Raw genomic sequence first — 25,750 nt, 5'->3', positions numbered from 1 at the left:
TTTCTGGCGAAGGCCGCGACCGTTATCCGCCAGGGGCGCCGCGTCAATTCATCAGCGGACGGAGGGCCGAATTCCGCCGCCGTATGTCCTGCCTTTGCTCGCCAAGTCGTCAGCTAAGTCTCGATGATCGTCCGCGCCCGCCGGAACACCGCCTCGAACATCTCGCCGGTCAGCCGCCCGGTGTTCGTGTTGAGCCGTGAGCAGTGATAGCTGTTCAGCACGGTGTAGGGTCCGGCCGGGAACTCGGTCCCATGCCCCGCGATCCCCGCCGACGCCTTCAGCCCCAGCGCCCGCAGCACGTTGCGGCGTGAGACGTCGCCCAGGGTCACGATCACCTTCAGCCGGGGCAGGGCGCCAAGCCGGGCGGTCAGGAATGGCCGGCAGGCCGCTTCTTCCGCCGTCTCGGGCTTGTTGCCGGGCGGGGCGCAGCGCACGGCGTTGGTGATCATGCAGTCCACCAGCTCGATCCCGTCGTCGGGACGCGCCTCGTAGGTCCCTTTCGCGAAGCCGGTCTTCAGCAGGGTGTCGTAGAGCATCCAGCCCGCGCCATCGCCGGTGAAGGGCCGCCCCGTGCGGTTGGCCCCCATCCGCCCGGGCGCCAGGCCCACGACCACCAAGCGCGCGTTCGGGTCGCCGAACGAGGCCACGGCGCCGTTGAAGCCGCCCGGCACGCTGATCCTGTTGGCCTCGCGATAGGCGACCAGCCGAGGGCAAAGCGGGCAGTCGGCCGGCGCCTCAGCGGGAGCCTCAATGCTCGGCATCGTCGCGTTCCACGTGGTGGCCGGCGCGGTTCTCGGAGATGAACTTGGGCAGGCGTGCGGGCCGCCCGATCATGTCCGCGAGGTCAGCCAGATCGACGAAGTTGTCCGCCTGCCGGCGCAGCTCGTCGCTGACCATCGGCGGCTGGCTCTTCACTGTGGAGACCACGGTCACCCGGCTGCCGCGCCGCTGCACCGCCTCGACCAGCTTGCGGAAATCGCCGTCGCCCGAGAACAGCACCATGTGGTCGGCGTGCTCGGCCATCTCCAGCATGTCGACGGCGATCTCGACGTCCATGTCGCCGCGAAACCGCTTGCGGCCCGCGCCGTCCACGTACTCGCGCGCCGCCTTCGTCACCAGGCGATAGCCGTTGTAGTCCAGCCAGTCGACCAGCGGCCGGATCGGCGAGTACTCCTCGTTCTCGACCAGCGCCGTATAGTAGTAGGCGCGCACCAGCACCGAGCGCTTCTTGAACTCCTCGAGCAGCTTCCGGTAGTCGATGTCGAAGCCGAGGTTCTTGGCGGCGGAGTAGAGGTTGGCCCCGTCTATGAACAAGGCCAGCCGGTCCGTGGGGTAGAAGGTCATCGCAACTAAAATCCTGAACCCGGACCGGGCGGTCGTCATTGCGCTCGGGAGCAACCTGGCGGGCGGACACGGCTCGTCCGAAGCGTTGCTGGAGGAGGCTCTGGCGCGCTTCCCGGCGGTGGGTTTGAAAATCCTCAAAAGGTCGGGCTGGTGGCGCTCGGCCGCCTGGCCCGATCCGAATGATCCTGAGTACCGCAATGGCGTCGCGCTTGTCGAGGCGAACGCCGGGCCGCAGGAAGTCCTGCAGGCGCTGCTCGATCTGGAGGCTGAAATGGGCCGCGACAGGGCCCGGCGGAACGCGCCCCGCACCCTCGACCTCGACCTCATCGCCTATGGCCGCGACGTGCTGAACACGCCCGGCCTCATTCTTCCACACCCCCGGGCCCACGAGCGCCTCTTCGTCATGGGCCCGCTGGCCGAAATCGCGCCCGAGTGGGCGCATCCGGTGCTTCGGCGCACCGCCGCCGACCTCGCCGCCGGGGCGCAGGTCGGGGCGGATGCGCGGCCGGTCGTGCCTTAGATTTCCGTCCGCCGGCGAAGGTCGGGTTGTATGGGGCGACGCGCTCGGGCCGGGTCGAGGGCGCCGCGACCTTTGCGGCGTTGCACAATGACGCCCGACCGACTAGTTTAGCGGGTTCTATCTCCCCTCCCTGAGAGACTCCATGGCTCGCGTCACCGTCGAAGACTGCATCGAAAAGGTCCCGAACCGCTTTTCGCTGGTTCTGCTGTCGGCCCATCGCGCCCGCGCCATCTCGGCCGGTTCGCAGATCATGGTCGATCGCGACAACGACAAGAACCCGGTCGTGGCCCTTCGCGAAATCGCCGACGACGTCGTCGACGCCGACGAACTCAAGGAAACCCTGATCGGCACGCTGCAGCGCGTCGATGAGCGTTCGGAGGCCGAGGAAGAGGCCGAAACCCTCGCCCTGCTGGCCGATCCGACCCACATGCAGATGAGCGAGCTGGAACTGGTTCGCGCCCTGCAGAGCGACCGTGACGGCGGCCAGGAGGAGCGGTACTGAGCCCCGAAGGCGCAGACCCTCTTACCACTGAAGCGGCGCCCCGCGCCGCGACCCCTGAAGACGTTCCGAATTCCGAGGCGGCGGCCCCCATGCCGGAGGCAGCGCCCAAGCCTGCGCCTGGGCCCCAGGCCCCGCCGGGGTCCGGCGTGCGCCCGCGGATGCTCCGCCAGTTCGAGCTGATCGAGAAGGTCCGCAGCTACGACCCCTCGGCCGACGAAGCGCTGCTCAACCGCGCCTACGTCTACGCCATGCGCCAGCACGGCTCGCAGAAGCGGGCCTCCGGCGACCCCTACTTCGCCCACCCCATCGAGGTGGCGGGCATCCTCACCGACTACCGCCTCGACACCGAGACCATCGTCACGGCGCTGCTGCACGACGTCATCGAGGACACCGACGCCACCCGCGAGAAGATCGCCGAGCTGTTCGGGGACGAGATCGCCGAGCTGGTCGAGGGCGTCACCAAGCTCTCGAAGCTGGAACTCTCCCAGGAGCACCTGCGCCAGGCCGAAAACCTGCGGAAGTTCATCCTGGCCATCTCCAAGGACGTCCGCGTCCTCCTGGTGAAGCTGGCCGACCGCCTGCACAACATGCGGACGCTGCACTTCATCAAGCAGGCCGCCAAGCGCGAGCGGATCGCCCGCGAGACCCTGGACATCTACGGCCCGCTGGCGCGTTCGATCGGCGTGCACCGCATCTGCGAGGAGCTGGAAGAGCTGGCCTTCGCCCACCTCAACCCGGTGGGCCGCAACGCCATCCTGCGCCGCCTGGAGATCCTGCGCACGGAACAGGGCGGGGCGGTGGCCGCCGTCAGCCAGGAAATGACCAACCGGCTGGAGGCCGCCGGCATCCCCAGCCGGGTGTTCGGCCGTGAGAAGCACGCGTTCTCGATCTGGCGGAAGCTGCAGCGCAAGTCGATCGGCTTCTCCCAGCTCAGCGACATCTACGCCTTCCGCGTGATCGTCGACACCGAGGACGACTGTTATCGGGCCCTGGGCGTGATCCACCGCGCCTGGCCGTCGGTGCCCGAGCGGTTCAAGGATTTCATCTCGACCCCCAAGCGCAACAACTACCGCAGCCTGCACACCACGGTGGTCGGCTACCGCGGCATGCGCATCGAGATGCAGATCCGCACCGAGGCGATGGATCTGGTGGCGGAAGAGGGCGTGGCCGCCCACTGGCGCTACAAGAACAAGTCGTACGGTTTCGATCCCGAGGCCCAGAAGGAGGCCGGCGGCCGCGACCCGCTGGTCAACCTGCGCCACCTCGTCCAGGTGCTGGAGCACGGCGGCGACGCCGAGGAGCTGGTCGAGCACGCCAAGCTCGAGATGTACCTCGACCAGGTCTTCGTCTTCACGCCGAAGGGCCAGCTGGTCAGCCTGCCGCGCGGGGCCATGCCGCTCGACTTCGCCTACGCGCTGCACACCGACATCGGCGACACCTGCATCGGCTGCAAGATCAACGGCGAGCTGAAGCCGCTGCGCACCACGCTGTCGAACGGCGACGTGGTCGAGGTGATCCGCGGCGGCAAGCCCGTCGTGCCGCCCGACTGGCGCAGTCTCACCATCACCGGCCGCGCCCGCAGCGCCATCCGCCGCCACATCCGCCAGACCGAGCGCGAGGAGTTCGTCCGCCTGGGCCGCGCCACGGTGGACCAGGCCTTCGACGCCGCCGGCAAGTCGCGCAAGGACGTCTCGCTGCGTCCGGCGCTGGAACGCTTCGCCGCGGCGACCGAGGAAGACCTGTTCGACGCCGTGGGCCGAGGCCGCGCGACGCCCGCCCAGGTGCTGGAGACGGTGTTCCCCGGTCTCAAGGCCGCCGAGCGCGAGGCCGCCACCGCGCGCCGCCACATCACCGAGGGCAAGCAGGCCCGCCTCTATGTCCGCGGCAGCGGCCTGACGCCGGGGGTGACCATCCACTTCGGCGCCTGCTGCTCGCCGGTGCCCGGCGACCGCATCGTGGGCATCCTGGAGGGCGATGGCAGCGGCCTGACGGTCCACACCATCGCCTGCGAGAAGCTCGCCGAGTACGAGGATCGCGAGGAACTCTGGCGCGACATGCAGTGGACGCCCGAGGCCGAGCGCAACGCCACGGCCCGGGCGCGGTTGACCGCGACCATCCGCAACTCGCCCGGCGTCCTGGGTCAGGTCTGCACGATCATCGGCGAGGCCGGCGGCAACATCGTGCAGCTGCGCATGCACCACCGCCAGAGCGACTTCTTCGACGTGGACATCGACGTCGACGTCAACGACGCCCGCCACCTGACCCACATCTCCGCCGCGCTCCGCGCGAACCCCAGCGTGGAAGAGGTCGAGCGGACGAAGGGCTAGGAGCTGTGGACTCTTAGGATTCACGCTGGGTCCGAAGCGTGATTCAAGACTGCTTTTTGGAGGCGGTCTTGGGTGTGATGGATCGACTGGTGCTGAGCGATGAGCAGTGGGAGCGGATCGCGCCGCTGATCATCGGGCGGCCGGATCAGAAGGGCTCGACGGGTCGGGACAACCGGATGTTCGTCGAGGGCGTGCTCTGGATCGTCAGGACGGGTTCGCCCTGGCGTGACCTGCACGAGGTGTTCGGGGACTGGAACACGGTCTTTCGGCGCTTCAGCCGCTGGAGCGCCAAAGGGGTCTGGTGGCGCATCTTCGAGGCGCTCTCGGACGATCCGGACTTCGAGTACCTGATCGTCGACTCGACCATCGTGCGCGCCCACCAGCATGCGGCGGGCGCGAAAAAGGGGGGTCTGAAGATCAGGCCCTTGGCCGCTCCCGCGGCGGCCTGAGCACCAAGATCCACATGGCGGTCAGAGGCCTGGGCTGTCCTGTCCGGTTCAGCCTCACCGCCGGCCATCGTGGCGACGCACCCCAGGCCGAACCCTTGATCGAAGGCTTGGCCGCCGACGTAGTGATGGCCGATACCGCCTACGACTCAGATCGCCTGCGCCAGAAGATCGCTGAGAAGGGCGCGATCGCCGTCATACCGAACAACCCATCCCGCGCGATCAAGCACCCCCTCGACGCCCAGCTCTATGCTCAGCGCCACCTGGTCGAGTGCTGCTTCTCAAGGCTCAAGCAGTTCCGCCGCGTCGCCACCCGCTTCGAGAAGACCGCCCGCAACTACCTCGCCATCGTCACCCTCGCCGCCATCGTCTTGTGGCTACGATAAGTGTCCACAGGACCTAGAGCCCGTCCAGCCGCACCACCTTCGTCACCTCGTCGCGGTGGCGGATCTCTTCTTCCCAGTGTTTCAGGATGCGCGTCAGGATGTACTGCGGCACCCACTCATAGGCCGCCTCGCTCTCGCCCAGGAACAGGGGGGTGATGGAGCTGTAGTTCTGCTCGATCACCGCCTCGCAGTACGAGCGGATCGTGGCGCGGTCGGTCACCACGGGTCCGCCGTCGGCGCCGCCCCAGCCCTGACCGCCCACCGGGATCCAGATGGTGGGGTAGGGCTGCTCGTCGATCACGCCCTTCAGCTTTTCCTGGCCGCTGAGCCGCAGCGACAGCGGGCTCACCCCGGAGGGGTCCGAGCTGGTCAGCAGGAAGGCCAGGTCTACCGACAGGATCAGCCGGTTGGGCGTGGCCCAGGCGGTCAGCCGGAAGCCGGTGTCGATCGAGGGGCCCACGAACTCGCGGGTGATCGAATGCGTCGTCGGGTTGGCGTACCACTCATCGCGCAGTTCCGACTGCACCACGCTGGCATCGCGGGCGAGGTCGTCGTCGAAGCTGGCGCCGCCCCGTCGGAAGAAGACTTCCGAGTTCGGCACCGGGAAGAGGCCGATCCACGCGGTGGACTTCACCTCCAGGTGCTCGACGGTCGGATCGCGCTTCAGCTGATAGCTGTGCAGGGCCCAAAGCCACACGTGCATCAGCGCCTGGGCGTGGCTGAGGCTGGTCAGCTCGCAGACGTACAGGAGCTCGTCGCCGTTGCTCTTCCAGAACTGCGGCGGATCCAACGGCGCCCCGTAGCTCTGGACGAAGGTGCGGTATTCGCTCTGAAGAATGAAATCGAAGTCTCTGTAGAAACTCAGGATTTCGGGGCGCCAAAGGTTGCGCGACTGCTTGTAGCGGGTGGCGCCCACCAGATCGACCGACAGGAACAGGCGCAGCCGCGGCTTCAGGCCTTCCGGGAAGTCCTCCGGAAAGACGCTCCGCTCCAAAGGATCGGGCGCACGGTCGACGCGCGTTAAGGCCACTGGTTCCCCGTCAGTTGCAGCCCGCACGCTAGGCTCCGCGGGCTAAGGGCCGGTTGCGAAAGTGGGTTACCAAGTCGCGACAAATCGGCCTGAGCCGGTTAATGGGGGGCCATGAACACAGACGACGTCCTCGAAGAGTTCCGCGGCGCCGGCGCCCTGCGCGAAGGCCATTTCATCCTGGCCTCCGGCCGGCATTCGCCGATGTTCCTGCAGAAGAATCTGGTCTTCCAGTACGCCGATCGGACCGAACGCCTCTGCCGGGCCCTGGCGGCGAAGATCGAGGCCCAGTTTGGTAAACCCGACGTCATCGTGGCGCCGGCCGTGGGCGCCATTATTCCCGGTTACGAAGTCGCCCGCGCCATGGGCGTGCCGTCGATCTACGTCGAGCGCGAGGACGGCAAGTTCAAGCTGCGTCGCGCCTTCAAGATCGCGCCGGGCGCCAAGGTGGTCGTGGTCGAGGACGTGATCACGACCGGCGGGTCGTTCCGCGAGGCGGTCGAACCCATCGAGGCGGCGGGCGGCCAGGTGCTGTGCTGCGCCTGCATCGTCGATCGCTCGGGCGGCAAGGCCGATGTGGGCTGGCCCCTGGTGGCGCTGGCGACGGTCGACGTGCCGTCCTACGCGCCCGACGAGATCCCGCCCGAACTCGCCGCCATCCCGGCCGAGGAGCCGGGCTCGAAGCGGCTGCGGGGGTGAATCTACCTCCCCCGCGGAGCGGCGGGAGGGGGACCATCGGCCGAAGAGCCGATGGTGGAGGGGGCGAACCTCCTCCACGAGATTCAAACTGGTCTGGTCGATCGGCTGAAGGTGGGGCTCGCCCCCTCCACCAGTCGCTCTACGCTGCGCTCGGCGACCGGTACCCCTCCCGCCGCTGCGCGGGGGAGGTAAGATGGTCGCTCGAATTTTGAGGTCCGACGGTATGAGCAGACTGAGACTGGGCGTGAACATCGACCACGTCGCCACCGTGCGAAATGCGCGGGGCGAGGGCTATCCCGACCCCATGCGCGCCGCCGAGATGGCGCTGGCCGCCGGCGCCGACGGCATCACCGCCCACCTGCGCGAGGACCGCCGCCACATCTCGGACAGCGACATCGATGCGCTGGCCGTGATCTGTCGCCGCCGCGGCCGGCCGCTCAACTTCGAGTGCGCGGTGACGTCCGAGATGGAAGCCATCGCGCTGGCGCACCGTCCCCACGCCGCCTGCCTGGTGCCCGAGCGCCGGGAGGAGGTCACCACCGAGGGCGGCCTGGACGTGGTCCGCGGCCAGAACACCATCAAGCCGGTGGTGCAGCGGCTGGCCGCCGCCGGTATCCGCGTCTCGCTGTTCATCGACGCCGACGAGGCCCAGGTCGCGGCCGCCAAGGCGGTCGGGGCCCAGGTGGTCGAGCTGCACACCGGCGCCTATTGTCAGGCGGTGCGCGAGCGGCTGCCGCAGGCCGAGGCGCTGTTGCGCAACCTGAAGGCCGCCGCCGCCAAGGCCCACGAGCTGGGACTGGAAGTCCATGCCGGCCACGGCATCGACTACGAGACGGTGAAGCCCGTCGCGGCGATCCCCGAGATCATGGAGCTCAACATCGGTCACTTCCTGATCGGCGAGGCCATCTTCATCGGCCTGGGCCCCGCCATCCAGCGCATGCGGGCGCTCATGGACGAGGCGCGCGCGGTGAAGGCCGCATGATCCTCGGCCTGGGTTCCGACCTCTCCGACATCCGGCGCATCCAGAACTCGCTCGAGCGGTTCGGCGACCGCTTCAAGGAGCGCGTCTTCACCGAGCTGGAACGCACGCGCTCCGACCGCAAGGCCGACGCCGCCGCCAGCTACGCCAAGCGTTTCGCCGCCAAGGAGGCCTGCGCCAAGGCCCTGGGCACCGGCATGCGCCGCGGCGTCTTCTGGCGCGACATGGGCGTGGTCAACATGCGCTCGGGCCAGCCCACCATGCAGCTGACGGGCGGCGCCCTGGCCCGCCTGCAGGAGATGACCCCGCCCGGCATGAAGGCGGTGATCCACCTCAGCCTCACCGACGATCATCCCTACGCCCAGGCCTTCGTGATCATCGAGGCGCTACCCGACGCGTGAAACGGGTGTAGGCTCCCGGCCGGATGAGACCTGGGAGGATTTCATGCGCAAGTTTCTGCTCGCCGCCGCCGTCCTGGCGCTGGCCACGCCCGCCGTCGCCGGCACCCTACAAGAGGTGACGACCAAGGGCATCGTCCTGTCGGTCCAGGGCATGGACATCGACGTGACCTACACGCCGGACGGCAAGTTCACCGCCATGGACGGCCAGGTCACCGGCGAGTGGCGCATCGACGGCGAAAAGCTCTGCACGAAATCGAACTTTGATCCGAACGAGCAGTGCGTGGAGTATCCCAAGGACAAGAAGTCGGGCGACAGCTTCGAGGTCGTCGGGCCGCAGGGCGCGGCGACCATCAAGATCAAGTAGCCGCCGCCAGTCCAAGGGGAGGGGCCCTTGTCCGAGACCGTCGCCACCCGCCGTCCGCCGGCGGGCTTCGTCGAGACGCCGCACCCGCCGGTGGCGGGGCCTGAAAAGCTCGTCAGCCGCGTCGAGGAGGTCGTCATCGACCGGCCCTTCGCCCAGGTGGTTGAGGCGGTCGACGTCATGCCGCTCAGCGCACGGCACCCCGCGGCCGGCGGCCTGCCCGGCGTGGCCGACACGCTTGCGCTGACGCCGGACGGTTTCGGCCCGGTGGGCGGCCGCCACCTGGTGTTCCTCACCGACGACACGACCGTGACCGAGCAGGTTCTGGTCAACAACCGCACCGAGACCGACTGGCGCTTCCGCTATGTGGTCTGGGGTTACACCACGCCGGCCGCCAAGCCGCTCCGCTACGGCCTGGGCGACTTCCACTACACGGCCCAGGGCGACAAGACCCGGCTGGTCTGGACCTATTCCTTCGAGCTGAAGCGCGATGCGTTCCCAGGCTTCCTGGGCGTCGGCCTGGGCGGCTTCCTGCTGAAGCTCGCCTTCCTCAACGGGCCCTATGGGACCTGGATGCGGGCCGGCCTCGCCGCGATCAAACGCGGCGCCGAGGCCGCTTAGCCTCCACCCCCTTCTTGAACGTCATGGCCGGGCTTGTCCCGGCCACCCAGAAGCGCCGCCGCTGGCCGGCGATCCGCAGCGTTGACGCCATGCGCTCTCGGCGATCGCCGCGTATCTGAGTGGCCGGGACAAGCCCGGCCATGACGATCCCTTAGGGGTGTCTGCGCGGATTTGCGCTCAGACCGCGCCGGCCGTCGCCCGCTGCATCTGCGCGGGATCGTAGAAGAACTGCTCCCGCCACACCTTGTCGCCGCGCCACACCTGCCAGGCGACCTCCTCGAAGCTCGTCTCGCGACCCGACTTCGACGTGAAGGTGAAGCGCCAGTGGATCGCGACGCGGTCGCCGTCCACGATCACGGGCGAGACCAGCTCGGTGGCCACGCCGGCCGAGCGGGCCAGGGCCTGGCGTTCGTGCTCCATCAGCACCTCGCGCCCGACCCGCGGCGGCCCCTGGTTCTCCTGCATGGTCGCATCGTCGGCGTACCAGTCGCGGATCGCCTCGACGTGCGCGCCGCTCAGCACCTGCGCCACGAAGGCCTCGACCGTCTCACGTGTCGGCATCCTGATCCCCGCCGTTCGTCTGCGCGCAGTCTAGCGGGTGCGACCGAGGCGGCCAGTCGGCGCGTGTTTCCGCAACGGGCGATGGCCTCAGGCCGCCTTGACCGCCGGACGGCGCAGGATCGGCCAGAGCGTGTTCAGCGCCAGGCCCCCCAGCACGAGCGCCGCCGCCGTCAGCTTCCAGCCGGTCAGGGGCTCGCCCAGCATCACCGCCGACGCGCCCATCCCGAACACCGGAACCAGCAGCGACAGCGGCGCGATGGTCGCCGCCGGGTGGCGCGCCAGCAGCCAGGCCCAGGCGGTGTAGCCGAAGATCGTGTTGCCCACCGATTGCCAGAGCACGGCGGCCCAGGCGCTGGCGTCGGCATGGACGATCGACTGCGAGAAGGCGGGCCAGCCCTCGAACATCAGCGCCAGCGCGAACAAGGGCGGGGCCGAGAAGATGCTGGCCCAGACCACATAGCTCAGCATGTTCACCGAGCCGGCGGCGCGCGCCACCGTGTTGCCGCTGGCCCACGACAGCGCCGCGATCAGCACCAGGCCCAGCCCCAGCGGCGTCACCTCGGCATTGGTATGGATCATCAGCCAGCCCAGGCCCGAGGCGGCCAGCAAGAGCGCCACGATCTGGAAGCCCTTCACCCGCTCGCCCGCGATCAGCATGGCGAAGCCGATGGTGAAGAAGACCTGGGTCTGCACGACCAGGCTCGCCAGGCCCGGCGAGATCCAATGGGTCATGGCGATGTACAGCATGCCGAACTGGCCCACGCCGATCAGTACGCCATAGGCCGCCAGGTTCCACCACGGCACAGCGGGCCGCTTCAGGAAGAACACCGCCGGCAGCACCGCGAACGCGAACCGCAGCGCCGCGAACGTCAGCGGCGGAAAGTCGGCCAGTCCCCACTTGATGACCACGAAATTCGTCCCCCACACGGCCACCACCACGAGGGCGAGCAGCAGGTGCAGCGGGGGCAGGGACTCGCGAGGCATAGGCCTATGTAGGCCGCGCCGCCGGCCTGTCACCGGTCCAGTTGCGGAGAAGGGGCTATGCCACTGTCCGGGCGTGCGAGAGGAACCACGAAATCCACGAAATACACGAAAGGACGCGCGCCCGGCCCGCGCAGCGGGCGATCCTCCTCAGCTCCCGAGAGCCAAGACGGCCGCGGAAGCACACCGAGGGAGAAGCCTCCGTTCTGTGTTTCCAAGTCGGAAAGCCGCTCCGCGGCATCGGGGGTGGCCCGCCCTTTCGTGTATTTCGTGGATTTCGTGGTTCCGCTCTGGCCGCCCACATCGTGGTGACCGTTCGTCCCATGTCGCAATGTTCACGGGCGCCGAACTTGCTCATCGGCTAGGGAGCAGCTACCCAGACACCCGCTTCGGGACGCCGAAGCTCCCAGGGATGACCTATGAGTGACAACGTGCAGAGCGCGCAGCCTGAAAAGTCCGGTGCGCTCCATGAGACGATCGAGATCGTCAAGACCATCGTCTACGCGCTGCTGATCGCGCTCGTTCTGCGCGTCATCTTCTTCCAGCCGTTCACGATCCCCTCGGCCTCGATGGAGCCCAATCTTTACGAGGGCGACTACGTGATCGTGTCGAAGTACAGCTACGGCTACTCCAAGCACTCGATCCCGTTCAGCCCGCCCCTCTTCGAGGGCCGCATCCTCGCGCAGCAGCCGGCGCGCGGCGACATCGTGGTCTTCAAGCTGCCCAGCGACGGGCGCACCGACTACATCAAGCGCGTCATCGGCCTGCCCGGCGACCGGGTGCAGATGCGCGCCGGCCTGCTGTACGTGAACGACAAGCTGGTGGCCCGCGAGCCGCTGTCGCCGTCCAAGACGATGGTCATGGGCTTCGAGCGCGACATCGCCCGCTATCAGGAGCGCCTCGACACCGGCCGCACCTTCGCCACCCAGGACATGGGCCCCGACGGCGACCTCGACAACACCGACGTCTTTGTCGTGCCCGACGGCCACTACTTCATGATGGGCGACAACCGCGACAACTCGTCGGACAGCCGCGTGCCGCCCGCCGCCATGGGCGTGGGCATGGTCCCGGCCGACCATCTGGTGGGCAAGGCCCAGATCATCCTGCTGTCCTGGAAGCCGGAAGCCTCGATCTTCAAGCCCTGGACGTGGGTGCTGGATGCGCGGCCCAGCCGGTTCTTCAAAGTGCTGAAATGAATGCGCGGCCCCTATGAATGCGAGGGTCGCGGCGGTCGAGGAGCTCGAGCGCCGCATCGGTCACACCTTCACTGACCGCGACCTCCTCGAGCGGTCGCTGACGCACGCCAGCGTCGGCGACGGCGCGCGCGATGTGCGCCACAACGAGCGGCTGGAGTTCTTAGGCGACCGGGTCCTCAACCTCTGCGCTGCCGAGCGCCTGATGGCGCTGGATCCCGACGCGCGGGAAGGGGAGATGTCGCAGCGTCTCGCCACCTTGGTGAACTATCACGCCTGCGCCCGCGCCGCGGAACGGGCCGGCCTGCCGGCCGCGCTACGCCTGTCGGCCAGCGCCACCAAGGTGGGCGCCCGCAAGTCGGACGCGGTGCTGGGCGACGCCTGCGAGGCGCTGATCGCGGCGCTCTACATCGACGGCGGGCTGGAGACGGCCAAGGCCTTCTTCGAGAAATTCTGGGCCGAGGAATTCGCCAACGTGGACGCCCCGCGCGCCAAGGATCCCAAGACCCAGCTGCAGGAGTGGGCGCAAGGGCTCGGCCTGCCGCTGCCGGCCTACGAGGTCGTCGGCCGCACCGGGCCCGCGCACGCCCCCATCTTCACCGTCGAGGTCCGCGTCAAAGGCTTCGAGGCCGAGCGCGGCGAGGGCGGTTCGCGCCAGGCCGCCGAGAAGCTGGCCGCCCAGACCATGCTGTTGAAGCGCGAAGGCGTGGAATCCGAGGCGAGCCGAAAGCTATGACTGACCAACACGCCGGCTTTGCCGCGATCATCGGGGCCCCCAACGCGGGCAAGTCCACCCTGACCAACCGCCTCGTCGGGGCAAAAGTCTCGATCGTGACCCAGAAGGTCCAGACCACCCGCTTCCCCGTCCGCGGCGTGGCGCTGCACGGCGACGCCCAGATCGTGCTGGTCGACACTCCCGGGATCTTCGCGCCGCGCCGCCGCCTGGACCGCGCCATGGTCCGCGCCGCCTGGGGCGGGGCCGAGGACGCCGACGCCATCGTCCACCTGGTCGACGCCCCCGCCCAGTTGGGCGACAAGCCCGCCGACCGCCGCGCCCAGATCGACGTCGACAGCATCGTCGAAGGGCTGAAGAAGGCCGGCAAGAAGGTGATCCTGGCGCTCAACAAGGTCGACGCGGTCAAGCGCGACGAGTTGCTGGCGATATCCCAAAAGCTCTTCGAGACAGACGTTTACGACGAGGTCTTCATGATCTCGGCCACCACCGGCTCGGGCGTCGACGACCTGAAGGCGCGTCTCGCCGCCCTCATGCCGCAGGGCCCCTGGCTCTACCCTGAGGACCAGACCGCCGACCTGCCGGCCCGCCTGCTGGCCGCCGAGATCACCCGCGAGAAGCTGTACCTGCGCGTCCACGAAGAGCTGCCGTACGCGGCCGCCGTCGAGACCACCGCCTTCCAGGAACGCAAGGACGGCGGCGTGCGCATCGAGCAGACCATCTACGTCGAACGCGAGAGCCAGCGGCCCATCGTGCTGGGCAAGGGCGGCCAGACGCTGAAGTGGATCGGCCAGAAGTCGCGCGAAGAGCTGATCCAGCTCCTCGACCGCCCCGTCCACCTGTTCCTGCACGTCCAGGTCGACGAGAAGTGGGCCGACAAACGCGCCTTCTACGGCGACCTCGGCCTCGACTTCGACGCCTGACACACCGGCGCTGCGAACCAGCGCAAGCACAACCCCAATAGCGCGCTGAGACGAAAAACAAGCGTGACGATGAGGCCCAAGTTGCGCCAAATTCGGCGCGGGGCGCGTCCCATGCACTTCGGACGCGGTGGGGGTGCGCGTGATTGTCGGCATTGACCTGGGAACGACCAACAGCGCGGTCGCGATCTGGCGCGACGGCCAGACAGTCATGATCCCCAACAGCCTGGGCCAAGTGCTCACGCCCTCGGCGGTCAGCGTCGATGAGAAGGCCAATGTCATCGTGGGCCTGGCCGCTCGCGAACGTCAGGTCACTCATCCGGAGGTCACGGCCACGGCCTTCAAGCGCTACATGGGCACGCGGAAGAAGGTGCGCCTGGGCCAGGTCAACTTCACGCCGGAGGAGCTTTCCGCCGTCGTTCTCCGCAGCCTCAAGGCCGACGCGGAAGCGTTCCTGGGCGAACCGGTCACCGAGGCGGTCATCACCGTCCCGGCATATTTCAATGACAAGCAGCGGAAGGCCACGCGTCAGGCGGGCCAACTCGCCGGCCTTAAGGTCGACCGGCTGATCAACGAGCCCACGGCCGCGGCCTTGGCCTACGGCATCGCCGAGCGCGGCCGCGAGACCCGCTTTCTGGTCTTCGACTTGGGCGGCGGCACCTTTGACGTCTCGATCCTGGAGATCTTCGAGGGCGTGCTCGAGGTCCGTGCATCGTCCGGCGACAACCACCTGGGCGGCGAAGACTTCAACGAGATCCTGGTCGCCCGCATGCGGGCGCGCTTCGATGCGGCGCTGGGCATGGGGCTCCAGCGCGTGGATGCGCTGACCCAGAAGCTCCGCGCGCTGGCCGAACGCGCCAAGCGTACCCTTTCGTCTGAATCGAGCGCCACCATCGCGCTGACCTGGCAGGATCACCGTGAGGAGCTGACCGTCACGGTCGAAGAGTTCGAAGGCTGGGCCGAGGGCCTCATTCAGCGCCTGCGCGAGCCGGTGCTTCGCGCCCTGCAGGACGGCCGCCTGCGCGTCGACGAGATGGAGGAAGTGGTGCTGGTCGGCGGGGCCACCCGCATGCCGTTGGTCCGCCGCGCAGTGACCCGCATGTTCGGCCGCTTTCCGTCGAGCGCTGTGGATCCAGACGAGGCCGTGGCGCGCGGCGCTGCTGTCCAGGCCGGCCTTAAAGCCCGCGACGCGGCCCTCGACGAGGTGGTGCTGACCGATGTCTGCCCTTACTCGCTGGGCATCTGTGTGGCCGAGCATCTGCCGAACGGTGGAGTCCGCGACGGCCTCTTCGCGCCGATCCTCGAACGCAACACGACCGTCCCGGCCAGCCGCGAGCAAGTGTTCAGTACGATGGCCAACAACCAGCCGGTGATCGCAGTCCGGGTCTACCAGGGCGAGTCTCGCTTCGTGAACGAGAACATCCATCTGGGGAGCATCGAGATCCCCGTGCCGCCGCGTCCCGCCGGGCAGGTCGCCGTCAGCTGCCGCTTCTCGTACGACATCAACGGCCTCCTTGAGGTCGACGTCCTGGTGCCCGAGACCGGCGAGCGGCGCGAGCTGGTCATCGCCGACGACGACGTGGCTTCCAGCAGCGACTTCGCCGAACGCCGGGCGAAGCTGGCCGCCCTCAAGGTCCACCCGCGCGAGGATCAGGCCAACCTCGCGGTCCTCGCCCGCGCGGCGCGTTGCTTCGAGTCCATGCTCGGCGATGAGCGCGCCGCGGTCGCCGCCTGGATGAACCAGTTCGAGGCCGTGCTCGCCGGCCAAGACGCCCGCGCGATCGAGCATCACCGCAAGGAGCTCACCAGCGCTCTCGACCGCATCGAAGGCCAGGTCCAGCTGTGACGCCGCAGCAGATCTGGTCCGAACTCGGACTGGAGCCGGGGGCCGACCGGACGGCCGTCCGCCGCGCCTACGCCCAGCGCCTGAAAGTCACGCATCCCGAGGACGACCCGGAGGCGTTCAAGCGCTTGCGCGCAGCCTACGAAATGGCGCTGGTCTGGGTCGAGCGCGGCGTCCTGGTCGACGCCGACGCCGCTCAGGAGGGCAGCCCCGCTTCCGAAGCTGCGCCGCCGCCACAGGCGGCAGCCGCCTCGCCGTCCGAGGGCCCCGGGGCGCCTGATCCGCTCCAGGAACACTGGGAGGCCTGCCGCACGCTAATCGCCCGCGCCACCTCTGGCGAAGGGTCGGAAGAGGAGTTGCTGGCCGCCCTCGACACCATTCTGAGGTCGCCGATCCTCGACCACCTCGAGGTCTATCAGCACACCGGTCTCGGACTGGCGCGTTCCCTTCTCGAAATCTCGCCCAAGGGCGACGTGATGGTCTGGCCGGTGCTGACCCGTTTCGGCTGGCAGAAATCCCAGGACAGCTGGGGTGTGCCCGGCGAGGTTGCGGCCCTGAGGGAACTGGGCCGACGCGTCACCGACCGCAACCAGGTCCGCGACATCCGCGCCCAGGTCCGCGACACCCGCGCCTACAGGCTTCTGACCGCGCCGCCGCCCAAGCGGGGCGGGCGTGAAACGCGGTTCGAGAAGGAGGCGGTCATGCGCCTCATCCGAGCTTCCCAGGCCGACGAATCCTGGGTTCGGTCCGAGTTGCGCGAGGACTCTGTCCGATGGTGGACCCGTTATGCCGACCCCAAGAGGGCGCTCCGCCGTCGCCAGCTTATCTTCCTGGGCGGGGTCGCAGGCTTCATCGCCGTCATTGCGCTGCTGTCGACGGGCGTCGAGCAGGTCGAGCGGAACACGCCTATCGACATGCTGACGCCGGAGCAGATCGCCTTACGCGCCGACAGGGAGCCTCAGAACCCTGCGGTGTGGGCCAGCCTCTGCAGGGTCACGTCGAAAAACTGGTGGCGCGAGAGCTCACTGAACGACTGCGACCACGCCGCGACGCTCAACCCCTACATCCTGCAGACGCAGCTCGATCGGGCGTACCTGTACATCAAGGTGGGCGACTACGACCATGCCGAGAAGATGTTCGACAAGGTGCTGCTCTATTGGGCGGCCAGTCCCGCCGCCCTCTACGGTCGCGCCTTGGCCCGCGGCGGCCAGGACAAGCTGAAGGAAGGTCGCGACGACTGGTGCAAGGCCCAGGAGCTCGACCCCGACGTGAAGGGCAAGATCGAGGCGGCGTGGGACTTTCGGGTCGATGGCGCCTACGAACCCTGCAAGGACGACCCCAAGGCCTAGCGTCCCGGGCGAGTTCCTCTCGCGCCCCGCGAGCCTCTCCTTGTCGAAGCGCCGGTTCGATGAACAATGGCGCCATGGGGCGCGTCACGAATCCCGACCATGAGATCGCAGGCGCCGAGCCGGTCGCCTACGAGCGCCTGTTGGCCGCGTGCTACGAGGACATGCGCCGCATGGCGCGCGCGATCATGGTCGGCGACGGCATGCGCCTGAAGCTGCAGCCGACCGACCTGGTCAACGAGGCCTCGCTGCGCCTGATCCAGTCGATGCCGGGCAAGATCGCCGACGAGGGCCACATGCTGGCCGTCGCCGGGCGCACCATGCGCCGGGTGCTGATCGACGAGGCCCGCCGCTTCCGCGCCGCCAAGCGCGTCGCGCCCGCCATCGTCACCCAGTTTCCGGGCGGCCAGCAGGACGACGTCGTCGACGTCGAGGACCTGGACCGGGCCCTGGCCGCGCTCGAGGCCTTCTCCGCCGAGCATGCGCGCGTGGTCGAGCTGCGCTTCACCCTGGGCCTCACGGTCGAGGAGACCGCCCGCGCCACGGGCCTGCCCGAGCGCACCGTGAAGCGCCGCTGGCAGGCCGCCCGCGCCTGGCTCATCGACTACCTTGCCCCCGCCCAGGCCTGAGCAGGCCCACCCGGAACAGGAGCGTCAGGCGCTGGCGCTGTTCGAGCGGCTGAGCGACCGGCCCGACGACGCCCGATATCGCCAGCGCCTCCTGGCCCGGATCGACCCTGCGGTGGTGCAGCGCGTCGAGGCGCTGGAGCGCAGCGACGCAGGCGCCGGGCGGGCCATGCCCACCGAGTTCCCTTCCGAACGCAGGCCCCTGGGCCCGCCACCGGAACAGGTCGGCCCGTTCCGCCTGGTCGAGCAGATCGGCGAGGGCGGCATGGGCCAGGTCTGGCGCGGCCAGCGCAGCGACGGGCTGTTCGACCAGACCGTCGCGGTGAAGCTGCTGTGGAGCCACCTGGCGCCGCTGGCCGCCCGGCGGTTCGCGGAAGAGCGGCGCATCCTCGCGCGCTTGGAGCATCCCAACATCGCCCGCCTGATCGACGGCGGCGTGCTGCCCGACGGCACGCCTTGGCTGGCGATGGAGCACGTCGCCGGCCGCCCGATCGACGCGGCCTGCGCCGAGCGCCCGCTGCGCGAGGCGGTCGCCCTGTTCGTCCAGGCCGCCGAGGCGGTGCAGTTCGCCCATGCCCAACTGATCGTCCACGCCGACCTCAAGCCGTCGAACATCCTGGTCGGCGCTGACGGCCGGGTGCGGCTGCTCGACTTCGGCATCGCCCGCCTTCTGGGCGAGGAGGTCGAGGGCCTGTCGCCGATGACCCCCGACTTCGCCAGCCCCGAGCGGATCGCCGGCGCCGCGCCCGTGGTGGCCGACGACGTCTTCGCCCTGGGGCTGGTGCTGGAGGGGCTGGCGGGGAAGTCGGCCGACGCCGATCTCGCGGCCATCATCGCGAAGGCCCGCGCCCACGAGGCCGTCGACCGCTATGGCAGCGTGGCCGACCTGATCGCCGATCTGGTCCGCTGGCGTGACGGCTTCGGCGTCCAGGCCCGGGCCGGCGACGGCGCCCTCTACCGCGCCCGCCGGTTCGTGGGCCGTCACCGCTGGGGCGTGGGCCTGGTCACGGCGGCGATCCTGGCGCTCTCGGCCGCCACCACCGTGTCCACCATCAACTACATCCGCGCCGAGCAGGCCCGCGCCGAGGCCCGCGCCCGCATCGCACCGGCGCGCGGCGCGGCCCGCTACCTGCTGTTCGACCTGGGCGACCGGCTGGAGCGCCAGCCGCGCTCGCTGAAGCTGCGCATCGAGGCCGCCCGCGTCTCCCAGGCCTACCTCGACCGCCTGGCCCGCAGTCCCGATGCGCCGCTGGAGGTGAAGGCCGAGTCCGTGCGGGGCCTGCTGCGCCTGGCCGAAGTCCAAGGCCGCCCGGGCCGCCCCAACCTGGGCCAGACCGACCAGGCCAAGAAGAACCTGGCCACCGCCTATGCCCTGGCCACCGCGATCCCCGGCGAAACGGGGCGCCGCCTGCGCGCCCGCGCGCGTTTGGACCAGGCGCACGTCGTCGTCATGATCGACAATGACTTCGCCGTCACCGAGCGCTACCTGGCGGAGGCCCGCACCCTGATCTTCGACCCCGGGGCGCCTCTGCGGGATCTCGAGCGCGACTGGCATCTGGAGATGGCGGCGTTGCGCGTCTGGCAGGGGCGTTACCGCGAGGCCATCGCCGCCGGCCGCGCCGGCCAGGCCGCCCCCGCGCCGGCCGACCCGCTCAGGGCGCTCCTCACGACCGCCGCCCTGCAGGACCTGATCGCAGAGAGCATATACTACGCGGAGGGCGCTGAGCCTGCCGTCGCACCCTATCGCCGGGCTATGGCGCTTCTTGAGGAGGCCGCTCGCCGCTGGCCGGACGATCCGACGGTCGTTCGCCAGCTTCCACGCTCGCGCTGGGCATTGGGCACGACGCTTCTCGGCGTCGGCCAGGTCGCCGAGGCGGTCAGAATCCTCAAGCTCGGTGCGGCCGAGGCCCGCGCCGTCGTGGCCTTTGATCCGGCTGACACCGACGCGGGCCGCGCCGCTGAAATCCTGGAGAGCGCAGAGGCCCAGGCCCTTGCGGCTTCGGGGCGTCCGTTGGAGGCCGTGCCGATCCTGGAGGCTGTGGTTGAGGCGCGGCGCGGCCGCATGGCGGCTCGCTCGGGCGTGGCGATGCATGCGCGCGACTACGCGGTGACCCTGGCCGAGTTGGGGGATGTGCAGGCGAGCGCGGGGCGCACCGCTGACGCCTGCCGCAGCTACGATACCGCAGAGACGGTGTTCGCCGACCTTCAGCGCACAGGTCGCTACGCGGCCGTGGACGACTCCGGCTCGCTCAAGCTGCTGCGCGAAGCCAAGGCCCGCTGGTGCGGCCCCAGAAACGCGGACGCCACCCGTCGCTAGCAACGGGTGGCGTCAGACCCCGACGAGAGTGCACGGTCTTCCGTCGTGGTCGTTCGGTCGGTCGGGCTTAGGCCGCGACCATGTCTTCGATCCGGCGACGGCGGCGGATCATCATCCCCGCGCCCCCGAAGCCGGCGATCATCAGCGCCCACGTGCCGGGTTCCGGCACCGCGGCATTGTTCACCTGGTAGCTCACCGTGACGCTGTTGATCTGATAGGGCTCGCTCATCGAGAACGACCCCGTCGCGAACAGGCTCGAGAACGAGAGCGGCTGGCCCTCGACGTAGGTGATCAGGCTGGTGCAGTTGCCGCAACCCGCGCCCACGTTCGGCCCGCCATCGAACGAGAACTGGCCATTCGACGACGAGGTCGTCGGCTGCGCGCCGCCCGAGATATCGGAGAAATTCAGGCCAAAGTACATGAAATCACGCACGGGCAGGGTGAAGTTCCCGTCGGTGATGGTGACCGTCACCTGGACATCGTCGCCGTCGGCCAGCTCGAAGGGCGTGAAGCCCGAAAGCTCCAGGAAGCCGGTCTCGTAAAGCGTGTTGCCGAACATGAAGGAGCTGGTCGACACGTTGGTCGCGCTGCCCGTCAGGTTCAGCACGTGGGTCGCCGCCTGCGCGCCGCTTGCCGCGAACACCGCCCCCAGCGCCAGCGCCGCCGCGGCGCCCTTCAGTTTAGAGAACTCGAAACCGGTCATGGAAGTCTCCACTTGCACCCGCCATCCCCCACCACAGGATCCGGCTGTCAGAGGGAGATGCGTGGGACCGCCGGAAACGGGGCCACTTCATCGCGAAAAAAGTTTCACGGGCCTCGTCGATGCGGCGACAGGACGTCGCGTGGGGGGAGAAGGCGTTTCGTGACCTAGCGTCCTGCGGTTAGTAGCGGCGCCATGAGTTCGAGCCTTACCTCCCATTCCATGGTCCTCACCGCCGCCGGCCCTGGGCGCTGGACCACCCACGCCGGTCCCGAGTGGCGCAATCCGGGCGGCGGTCTGTGGGGCGGCTATGCGATCGGTCTCGCCGTCCGGGTCATGGAGGCTGAGCCCCAGGCGGTGGGCGAGCCGCTGTCGATCACGCTGACCTATGCGGCGGCTCTGCCCTCGGGGGACCTGCTGGTCCGCACGCGACGCCTGCGCCAGGGCGGCTCGATCGGCGTCTGGGAGGTGGAGGTTTGCATCGCCGCCACCGGCGAGGTCGGCGTCCACGCCATCGTCACCATGGCGCGCCGGCCCGATACGCCGGCGTTCGCCTTCGCGTCCATGCCGGCCGCGCCCGAGCCCGAGACCCTGCCCAGCCCCGACACCATGCCGGGCGGCTCGGAGCACTTCGGCGCCCAGGCGTTCGAGCGCCGCTCGGCCGAGGGCTTCCCGCCCAAGCCCGGCCCCGACTCGCGGTCGCTGGCCTGGGTCCGCTCGCGCCGCGGCCCCTGGGACAAGGCCCTGCTGGGCATGGTCACCGACAACTCGGCCCCGCGCGCCTTCTATGCTTTGGGCATGTCGGTCAGCACCACCACGCTGTCGCTCACTGTCTACCTGCACGCGACGAGCTACGAACTCGCCGCCATCGGCGACGACTACATCCTGATCGAGTGCGAAGGCCGCGTCGGCGCCGGCGGCGCGTCGGACGAGCGCTCCAGCTACTGGAGCCGCGACGGCAAGCTGCTGGCCACCAGTGAACAGCTGGCCTGGTACCGCGAACGCCGCCGCGAACCGCCGGAGTAGGGCGCTAGCTCCGGCCCACCGTCACCAGCGGCGAGAAGCACCCCAGGATCAGCCGCTTGGCGTCGAACGGCGGCGTCCCGGCCGAGTCCATGCGCGGATCGTCGTGCATCCTCGCCTCCGCCGCCTGGAAGAAGTCGCGGTCGGGCCACACCTGCCAGGTGAACACGATCTTCTCGCCGGCTTTCGCCGCCACCGCCTTGCGGAAATCAGTCTCCTTGCCCTCGGGCACGAAGTCCTCCCAGCACTCCACGATCTCCACGCACCCGTACTCCCGGAAGAACGCCGACCCGTTCTCGGCCCAGGCGCGATAGGCCTCCATCGCGTCCTCCGGCACCGGGATCACCAGCCCGCAAACATACATCCCCGCCGCTCCCTGCTGTTGCGCCCCCGACTATGCCGCGCCCCCGCGCCAGAATCTGTCAGCAGCCTTCGCCGCCCCGCGCGCCGCAGGCGCTGTCATTTCTGACCACGAACCACACGAACCGCACGAACAGGGCTCGAATACCGACAGCGAGCCGTGAGCCGTGGAACCCATTCGTGTGGTTCGTGTGGTTCGTGGTCCAATAGCGGCGCTGACGCGCCAACGCCGCCGCAAGGCTCGCGTCAGGCCGCCTGCGCCGCGTCCTCTACGACCAGCTTCGACTTGTAGGCGGCCAGCAGGCTGCGCAGTTCCGCCAGCGCCGCATCCATCGCCACGGCCGCATCCGAGATGGGGGACTGGATTTCCTCCGCGGGCGCCCACAGCTTGATGCGATGGAATTCTCCGACGACGCCTTCGTGCTCTCGGCCCGCGCCTTCGGCGAGTCCGGGGCGATCGTGGAACTGCTCACCCGCCAGCATGGCCGCTATGCCGCCCACGTCGCCGGCGGCGCCTCCAAGCGCATGCGGCCCTATCTCCAGGCCGGCGCGCGCGGCCTCGTCCGCTATCGGGCCCGGGTCAGCGAACAGCTGGGCTCGGCGACCCTGGAGCCCCAGGGTGAGGGGCCGGCAGCGCTCTTCGATGATCCACTGGCGCTCGCGGGGATGGCCGCCGCGGCGGCCGTGGCCGCCGGCGCGCTTCCGGAGCGGGAGCCACATCCGGGGGCCTTCCTCGCCTTCGAGGCGCTCAGCGGGGCGTTCTTGATCCCCGAGATCTGGCCGGCGGTGTTCGTCCGCTTCGAGGCCGGCCTGCTCCAGGACCTGGGCTTCGGCCTCGATCTCAGCAAGTGCGCCGCCACCGGCGGCCTCGACGACCTGATCTATGTCAGCCCCCGCACCGGCCGCGCTGTCAGCCGCGACGCCGGCGAGCCCTACAGGGACCGCCTGCTCGCCCTGCCGGGCTTCCTGCTCTCCTCCCAGTCGGGGCTGGGCGCCGGCGACATCGGCGCGGGCCTCGAGCTGACCGGCCATTTCCTTGAACAGAACATTTTCGGCCCGCTCAACCGCCCCCTGCCGCCCGCCCGCGTCTGGCTGATAGAGCGATTGCGCGAGGCCGGTCGGCTGTAGCGAGAAGTCGGGCAAGGCCCGCCGCGCCAGATCGGCCGCCACGGCCAGCGCCAGCGGCGCCGCCGCCACCGTCAGTCCGCAGGCCACCGCCTGCCCGGGCAGCGGCGCGCCCATCAGCACGGCCATCAGGACGCCCGAGGCCTCGGCCACGCTCAGCGCGAACGCCGCGACCAGGAACCGCTCCGGACCCTGCGCCGCGATCGCCCTGCGGCGCTCCAGCGAGCGCAGCGCCAGCGCGATCGCCGGCGCTAGCAGCACCGCCTCCCACATGCCTGCCGATCGCGCGAGCCCGCCGGACGTGGCGCCCAGCGCGGCCGCAAGCATCAGCGTGGGCCCGGCCACGGCGAGCGTGAGCCAGGCCCCCACGTTCAGCCGGGGAGGCGCGATCAACATCCGGCCAAGCTTGCCCGGCCCGTTTAAGCCGCGGTGAAAGGGAATTGGTAACGCGGCTTCACCACGTGCGGCAAAATCGCCGTCAACGGCGCGCCGCGACCACGCCGGCGGCTTTCAGCATCGGCTCGACGTGCTGCCTGCGGTCGGCGTCGAACAGGGCGGTCGCCCTGGGCTTCAGTCCGTCGGCCAGCCGCTTGCGGGCGGCCTCGCTTTCCGGCGCGGCCTCAGGATCGACCGGCGAGACCGGCGCCTCGCCGGTCTCCGCGTCGGTCAGCGGTTGCACCGACGCCTCCGCGCAGGCGAACAGTCCGGTCATCGAGCTGAAGCAGACCTGTCGCTGCAGGAACGCCTGATGCGCCCAGCGCCAGCTGTCCAACGCCGGCGCCTCGCCCCCCGGCCGGGTGAGGCTGAGCGAGGTGGTCACGAAGATCGCCTGTCGTACGAACGCCTGTTCGCGCTGGCCGGCCTTGGTCAGCACCAGCGGGGTGTCGCGCGACACCACCACCTCGCTGCTCTCGCGGCGGCTGACGACCACGGCCTCCGCTGCGGGCGGCGGTTCGGCGGCGATCACTGCGGGACGACGAAGCGGATGGGAATGCGCACGTCGGTTCCGGCCGTGGGCTGGCCGTCGCGGTCGGTGGCGGCCATCTGGAAGCGGTGGGCGACCTTCAGGACGGCTTCGCCGAAGCCGGCCTCGACGGGCGTTTCGCGCAACACCTTGCAGCCCGACAGGCTCCCGTCCTGCTCGACATGGCAGGCCATGAGGACGTTGCCGGCGAGCTTCTGAGCCGCCGCCCCCGTCGGGTACACGCTGGCGATATCCGCCCCGTCCGGCCTTGAGATCCAGACCGGCGCGGCGGTCACCCGCGCGGGCGAGGGCGCGGGCTGAATGGCCCAGGCCGCGCCCGCCGCCGTGAGGCTGGCGAGGGCGGCCGCGGCCAGGCCGGCGATCCGGCGCGAGGGGGCGGGCAGGGGGCTCTTCAGCATGGCGATCCTCTCCTTCAGCAGGTGCTCTCCCGAGGCGGGCCAATGGCAGCCCACCGGCAGCATCGGCGCGTCCAGTTGCGCCTTCAGCAGCGCGCCGGCGTAGCGCCGCCGCTGTTGCGGGTGTCGCGCCAGGACGGCGGCGTCGCAGGCCAGCTCCTGGTCGATGCGCAGCGTCCGCGCCGCCACATGGACCAGCGGGTTGAACCAGCAGACGCACTGCATGGCCGCCGCCAGGGCGTTCACCAGCCCGTCGCCGCGCGACAGGTGCACGCCCTCATGGCTCAGGATCAGTGCGCGCTCCTCGGCGTCGAAGCGGGTCTCGAAGTCGGCCGGCGTCACGATGCGGGGCCGCAGGGCGCCGATCACCGCCGGGCCCACCGCCGGATGCTCGGCCCGCAGGACGCCGTCCTCGCCCGGCGAGAGCCGCCCCAGCGCCGCCATGAAATGCGCCTGCCGACGCGCCAGCATCCCGCCGACGAACAGCGCCCCGCCCAGCCAGGCCGCCACCAGGACGGAGGCTATCAGGCCCGGGATCGCGGGGAGGGGGGCCGCCCTGGCGACCGCGTCGGCGGTGAGGGTCAGAGGCTCCAGCATCGCGACGGCCTCCGGGCGGGGCAGCAGGCTGGCCGCCATCGCCAGCGGGACGGTCAGCCACAACGCATAGGCCGCCCGCGCATCGAACAATCGCCGCACCGGGCGCCGCAGCAACAGGACCAGCAGGATCGCCGCGGCCGCTGCGAGGTTGGTCCGAACCAGGGTGTCCAGCAGGTCGGCGGCCATGGGGTCACTCCGAGATTACGCCCGTACGCCACCTATCGATTACATGAGTAAACGTAACCGTCAACCGCCTTGCCGTCCGCCCGCCAAGCCCCTAGAAGCGCCGCCATGACCTTCGGGAAGATCAACCAGGCCAACAGCCAGCAGCGCCCCTTCCGGGCGGTGTTTGCGTGCGCCTGTCGGTCGGCCTGAGGTCCGGTCCCAGCGATCCGCAAACCCCGCTCCGGCGGGGTTTTCGTATTTGGGCCC

At 69.5% G+C, this 25,750-nt stretch carries 27 protein-coding genes; 18 read left to right on the top strand and 9 right to left on the bottom strand.

What is annotated here, in order from left to right:
- Positions 1 to 113: 113 nt before the first annotated feature.
- A complete protein-coding gene (locus tag ACQ66R_RS02710; protein ID WP_430419026.1) occupies positions 114 to 761 on the bottom strand; it encodes a uracil-DNA glycosylase in 648 nt (215 codons plus the stop codon).
- Positions 748 to 1,344 carry an NYN domain-containing protein gene (locus tag ACQ66R_RS02705; protein ID WP_430419024.1) on the bottom strand — a complete coding sequence of 199 codons (597 nt, stop codon included), beginning with the start codon at positions 1,342 to 1,344 and terminating at the stop codon, positions 748 to 750. The genes ACQ66R_RS02710 and ACQ66R_RS02705 overlap by 14 nt, the downstream gene beginning before the upstream one ends.
- On the opposite strand from ACQ66R_RS02705, the gene folK reads away from it, so the two are divergent.
- The 4 genes from folK (at position 1,343) to ACQ66R_RS02685 (ending at position 5,525) form a co-directional block, all read left to right on the top strand.
- On the top strand, positions 1,343 to 1,864 hold the full coding sequence (gene folK / locus ACQ66R_RS02700; protein WP_430426190.1) for a 2-amino-4-hydroxy-6-hydroxymethyldihydropteridine diphosphokinase: 522 nt from the start codon (positions 1,343 to 1,345) through the stop codon (positions 1,862 to 1,864). The genes ACQ66R_RS02705 and folK overlap by 2 nt on opposite strands.
- Before the next feature lie 142 nt (positions 1,865 to 2,006).
- Entirely contained in the window at positions 2,007 to 2,366 is a 360-nt protein-coding gene (rpoZ, locus tag ACQ66R_RS02695; protein ID WP_430419022.1) for a DNA-directed RNA polymerase subunit omega, read from the top strand.
- Between the two features lie 89 nt (positions 2,367 to 2,455).
- Entirely contained in the window at positions 2,456 to 4,693 is a 2,238-nt protein-coding gene (locus tag ACQ66R_RS02690; RefSeq protein ID WP_430419020.1) for a RelA/SpoT family protein, read from the top strand.
- 77 nt (positions 4,694 to 4,770) lie between these two features.
- A protein-coding gene (locus ACQ66R_RS02685; RefSeq protein WP_430419018.1) for an IS5 family transposase occupies positions 4,771 to 5,525 on the top strand; the annotation gives its coding sequence in 2 pieces (ribosomal slippage) (positions 4,771 to 5,104 and positions 5,104 to 5,525; 756 coding nt in all).
- 13 nt (positions 5,526 to 5,538) lie between these two features.
- Here the strand turns inward: ACQ66R_RS02685 and ACQ66R_RS02680 are convergent.
- A complete protein-coding gene (locus tag ACQ66R_RS02680; protein WP_430419016.1) occupies positions 5,539 to 6,555 on the bottom strand; it encodes a hypothetical protein in 1,017 nt (338 codons plus the stop codon).
- Positions 6,556 to 6,666: 111 nt separating this feature from the next.
- On the opposite strand from ACQ66R_RS02680, the gene pyrE reads away from it, so the two are divergent.
- The 5 genes from pyrE to ACQ66R_RS02655 all read left to right on the top strand — a co-directional run bounded on the left by pyrE (position 6,667) and on the right by ACQ66R_RS02655 (position 9,613).
- Positions 6,667 to 7,251: an orotate phosphoribosyltransferase gene (pyrE, locus tag ACQ66R_RS02675; protein WP_430419014.1), complete on the top strand. Its 585-nt coding sequence runs from the start codon at positions 6,667 to 6,669 to the stop codon at positions 7,249 to 7,251.
- 223 nt (positions 7,252 to 7,474) lie between these two features.
- Positions 7,475 to 8,233, top strand: a complete 759-nt coding sequence (locus ACQ66R_RS02670; protein ID WP_430419012.1) for a pyridoxine 5'-phosphate synthase — start codon at positions 7,475 to 7,477, stop codon at positions 8,231 to 8,233.
- Entirely contained in the window at positions 8,230 to 8,631 is a 402-nt protein-coding gene (acpS, locus tag ACQ66R_RS02665) for a holo-ACP synthase (RefSeq protein WP_430419010.1), read from the top strand. The genes ACQ66R_RS02670 and acpS overlap by 4 nt, the downstream gene beginning before the upstream one ends.
- Before the next feature lie 43 nt (positions 8,632 to 8,674).
- On the top strand, positions 8,675 to 8,995 hold the full coding sequence (locus ACQ66R_RS02660) for a hypothetical protein (protein ID WP_430419008.1): 321 nt from the start codon (positions 8,675 to 8,677) through the stop codon (positions 8,993 to 8,995).
- 27 nt (positions 8,996 to 9,022) lie between these two features.
- Positions 9,023 to 9,613, top strand: coding sequence for a hypothetical protein (locus ACQ66R_RS02655; RefSeq protein ID WP_430419007.1), 591 nt, complete (start codon positions 9,023 to 9,025; stop codon positions 9,611 to 9,613).
- A gap of 177 nt (positions 9,614 to 9,790) precedes the next feature.
- On the opposite strand, the gene ACQ66R_RS02650 is transcribed toward ACQ66R_RS02655, so the two are convergent.
- A complete protein-coding gene (locus tag ACQ66R_RS02650) occupies positions 9,791 to 10,174 on the bottom strand; it encodes a nuclear transport factor 2 family protein (protein WP_430419005.1) in 384 nt (127 codons plus the stop codon).
- A gap of 87 nt (positions 10,175 to 10,261) precedes the next feature.
- Positions 10,262 to 11,158 (bottom strand): EamA family transporter, encoded by an 897-nt coding sequence (locus tag ACQ66R_RS02645; RefSeq protein ID WP_430419003.1) that lies wholly within the window; start codon positions 11,156 to 11,158, stop codon positions 10,262 to 10,264.
- Positions 11,159 to 11,574: 416 nt separating this feature from the next.
- Between ACQ66R_RS02645 and lepB the strand changes: the two genes are divergently transcribed.
- From lepB to ACQ66R_RS02610, 7 genes are all read left to right on the top strand, one after another.
- On the top strand, positions 11,575 to 12,351 hold the full coding sequence (lepB, locus tag ACQ66R_RS02640) for a signal peptidase I (protein WP_430419001.1): 777 nt from the start codon (positions 11,575 to 11,577) through the stop codon (positions 12,349 to 12,351).
- A 13-nt stretch (positions 12,352 to 12,364) separates the two neighbouring features.
- Positions 12,365 to 13,084: a ribonuclease III gene (gene rnc / locus ACQ66R_RS02635; RefSeq protein ID WP_430418999.1), complete on the top strand. Its 720-nt coding sequence runs from the start codon at positions 12,365 to 12,367 to the stop codon at positions 13,082 to 13,084.
- Positions 13,081 to 14,004 (top strand): GTPase Era, encoded by a 924-nt coding sequence (gene era / locus ACQ66R_RS02630; protein ID WP_430418998.1) that lies wholly within the window; start codon positions 13,081 to 13,083, stop codon positions 14,002 to 14,004. The genes rnc and era overlap by 4 nt, the downstream gene beginning before the upstream one ends.
- 139 nt (positions 14,005 to 14,143) lie before the next feature.
- Positions 14,144 to 15,847, top strand: coding sequence for an Hsp70 family protein (locus ACQ66R_RS02625; RefSeq protein ID WP_430418996.1), 1,704 nt, complete (start codon positions 14,144 to 14,146; stop codon positions 15,845 to 15,847).
- Positions 15,844 to 17,193 carry a hypothetical protein gene (locus ACQ66R_RS02620; protein ID WP_430418994.1) on the top strand — a complete coding sequence of 450 codons (1,350 nt, stop codon included), beginning with the start codon at positions 15,844 to 15,846 and terminating at the stop codon, positions 17,191 to 17,193. Before ACQ66R_RS02625 ends, ACQ66R_RS02620 begins: the two co-directional genes overlap by 4 nt.
- A gap of 74 nt (positions 17,194 to 17,267) precedes the next feature.
- Positions 17,268 to 17,819, top strand: coding sequence for an ECF-type sigma factor (locus ACQ66R_RS02615; RefSeq protein WP_430418992.1), 552 nt, complete (start codon positions 17,268 to 17,270; stop codon positions 17,817 to 17,819).
- Positions 17,800 to 20,133 carry a protein kinase domain-containing protein gene (locus ACQ66R_RS02610; protein ID WP_430418990.1) on the top strand — a complete coding sequence of 778 codons (2,334 nt, stop codon included), beginning with the start codon at positions 17,800 to 17,802 and terminating at the stop codon, positions 20,131 to 20,133. Before ACQ66R_RS02615 ends, ACQ66R_RS02610 begins: the two co-directional genes overlap by 20 nt.
- A gap of 67 nt (positions 20,134 to 20,200) precedes the next feature.
- Here ACQ66R_RS02610 and ACQ66R_RS02605 read toward each other — a convergent pair whose 3' ends face one another.
- Complete coding sequence (locus tag ACQ66R_RS02605) at positions 20,201 to 20,836, bottom strand: PEPxxWA-CTERM sorting domain-containing protein (RefSeq protein WP_430418988.1); 636 nt, start codon at positions 20,834 to 20,836, stop codon at positions 20,201 to 20,203.
- 192 nt (positions 20,837 to 21,028) lie between these two features.
- Between ACQ66R_RS02605 and ACQ66R_RS02600 the strand changes: the two genes are divergently transcribed.
- Positions 21,029 to 21,859, top strand: a complete 831-nt coding sequence (locus tag ACQ66R_RS02600) for a thioesterase family protein (RefSeq protein ID WP_430418986.1) — start codon at positions 21,029 to 21,031, stop codon at positions 21,857 to 21,859.
- A 4-nt stretch (positions 21,860 to 21,863) separates the two neighbouring features.
- Here the strand turns inward: ACQ66R_RS02600 and ACQ66R_RS02595 are convergent, their stop codons facing one another.
- Positions 21,864 to 22,220, bottom strand: coding sequence for a DUF1428 domain-containing protein (locus tag ACQ66R_RS02595; protein ID WP_430418984.1), 357 nt, complete (start codon positions 22,218 to 22,220; stop codon positions 21,864 to 21,866).
- 392 nt (positions 22,221 to 22,612) lie between these two features.
- On the opposite strand from ACQ66R_RS02595, the gene recO reads away from it, so the two are divergent.
- Positions 22,613 to 23,344 carry a DNA repair protein RecO gene (recO, locus tag ACQ66R_RS02590; RefSeq protein WP_430418982.1) on the top strand — a complete coding sequence of 244 codons (732 nt, stop codon included), beginning with the start codon at positions 22,613 to 22,615 and terminating at the stop codon, positions 23,342 to 23,344.
- A 475-nt stretch (positions 23,345 to 23,819) separates the two neighbouring features.
- On the opposite strand, the gene ACQ66R_RS02585 is transcribed toward recO, so the two are convergent.
- Together ACQ66R_RS02585 and ACQ66R_RS02580 are read right to left on the bottom strand one after the other, a co-directional pair.
- Positions 23,820 to 24,308 (bottom strand): hypothetical protein, encoded by a 489-nt coding sequence (locus ACQ66R_RS02585; RefSeq protein ID WP_430418981.1) that lies wholly within the window; start codon positions 24,306 to 24,308, stop codon positions 23,820 to 23,822.
- A complete protein-coding gene (locus ACQ66R_RS02580) occupies positions 24,305 to 25,504 on the bottom strand; it encodes a TonB family protein (protein ID WP_430418979.1) in 1,200 nt (399 codons plus the stop codon). The genes ACQ66R_RS02585 and ACQ66R_RS02580 overlap by 4 nt, the downstream gene beginning before the upstream one ends.
- Positions 25,505 to 25,750: the final 246 nt, after the last annotated feature.

This window comes from Phenylobacterium sp. (assembly GCF_965284355.1).
In the GTDB taxonomy this organism is placed as follows: domain Bacteria; phylum Pseudomonadota; class Alphaproteobacteria; order Caulobacterales; family Caulobacteraceae; genus Phenylobacterium.
This window is presented reverse-complemented; position numbering and strand designations above follow the sequence as displayed.

Excerpts from the sequence above, each read along its gene's own strand:
- ACQ66R_RS02670 (WP_430419012.1), top strand. The coding sequence starts at position 7,475 with ATGAGCAGACTGAGACTGGGCGTGAACATCGACCACGTCGCCACCGTG.
- rpoZ (WP_430419022.1), top strand. The coding sequence starts at position 2,007 with ATGGCTCGCGTCACCGTCGAAGACTGCATCGAAAAGGTCCCGAACCGC.
- ACQ66R_RS02600 (WP_430418986.1), top strand. The coding sequence starts at position 21,029 with ATGAGTTCGAGCCTTACCTCCCATTCCATGGTCCTCACCGCCGCCGGC.
- era (WP_430418998.1), top strand. The coding sequence starts at position 13,081 with ATGACTGACCAACACGCCGGCTTTGCCGCGATCATCGGGGCCCCCAAC.
- pyrE (WP_430419014.1), top strand. The coding sequence starts at position 6,667 with ATGAACACAGACGACGTCCTCGAAGAGTTCCGCGGCGCCGGCGCCCTG.
- ACQ66R_RS02705 (WP_430419024.1), bottom strand. The coding sequence starts at position 1,344 with ATGACCTTCTACCCCACGGACCGGCTGGCCTTGTTCATAGACGGGGCC.
- ACQ66R_RS02660 (WP_430419008.1), top strand. The coding sequence starts at position 8,675 with ATGCGCAAGTTTCTGCTCGCCGCCGCCGTCCTGGCGCTGGCCACGCCC.
- ACQ66R_RS02645 (WP_430419003.1), bottom strand. The coding sequence starts at position 11,158 with ATGCCTCGCGAGTCCCTGCCCCCGCTGCACCTGCTGCTCGCCCTCGTG.
- ACQ66R_RS02595 (WP_430418984.1), bottom strand. The coding sequence starts at position 22,220 with ATGTATGTTTGCGGGCTGGTGATCCCGGTGCCGGAGGACGCGATGGAG.
- rnc (WP_430418999.1), top strand. The coding sequence starts at position 12,365 with ATGAATGCGAGGGTCGCGGCGGTCGAGGAGCTCGAGCGCCGCATCGGT.
- ACQ66R_RS02605 (WP_430418988.1), bottom strand. The coding sequence starts at position 20,836 with ATGACCGGTTTCGAGTTCTCTAAACTGAAGGGCGCCGCGGCGGCGCTG.
- ACQ66R_RS02650 (WP_430419005.1), bottom strand. The coding sequence starts at position 10,174 with ATGCCGACACGTGAGACGGTCGAGGCCTTCGTGGCGCAGGTGCTGAGC.
- ACQ66R_RS02710 (WP_430419026.1), bottom strand. The coding sequence starts at position 761 with ATGCCGAGCATTGAGGCTCCCGCTGAGGCGCCGGCCGACTGCCCGCTT.
- ACQ66R_RS02690 (WP_430419020.1), top strand. The coding sequence starts at position 2,456 with ATGCCGGAGGCAGCGCCCAAGCCTGCGCCTGGGCCCCAGGCCCCGCCG.
- ACQ66R_RS02615 (WP_430418992.1), top strand. The coding sequence starts at position 17,268 with ATGGGGCGCGTCACGAATCCCGACCATGAGATCGCAGGCGCCGAGCCG.
- recO (WP_430418982.1), top strand. The coding sequence starts at position 22,613 with ATGGAATTCTCCGACGACGCCTTCGTGCTCTCGGCCCGCGCCTTCGGC.
- ACQ66R_RS02580 (WP_430418979.1), bottom strand. The coding sequence starts at position 25,504 with ATGGCCGCCGACCTGCTGGACACCCTGGTTCGGACCAACCTCGCAGCG.
- lepB (WP_430419001.1), top strand. The coding sequence starts at position 11,575 with ATGAGTGACAACGTGCAGAGCGCGCAGCCTGAAAAGTCCGGTGCGCTC.
- acpS (WP_430419010.1), top strand. The coding sequence starts at position 8,230 with ATGATCCTCGGCCTGGGTTCCGACCTCTCCGACATCCGGCGCATCCAG.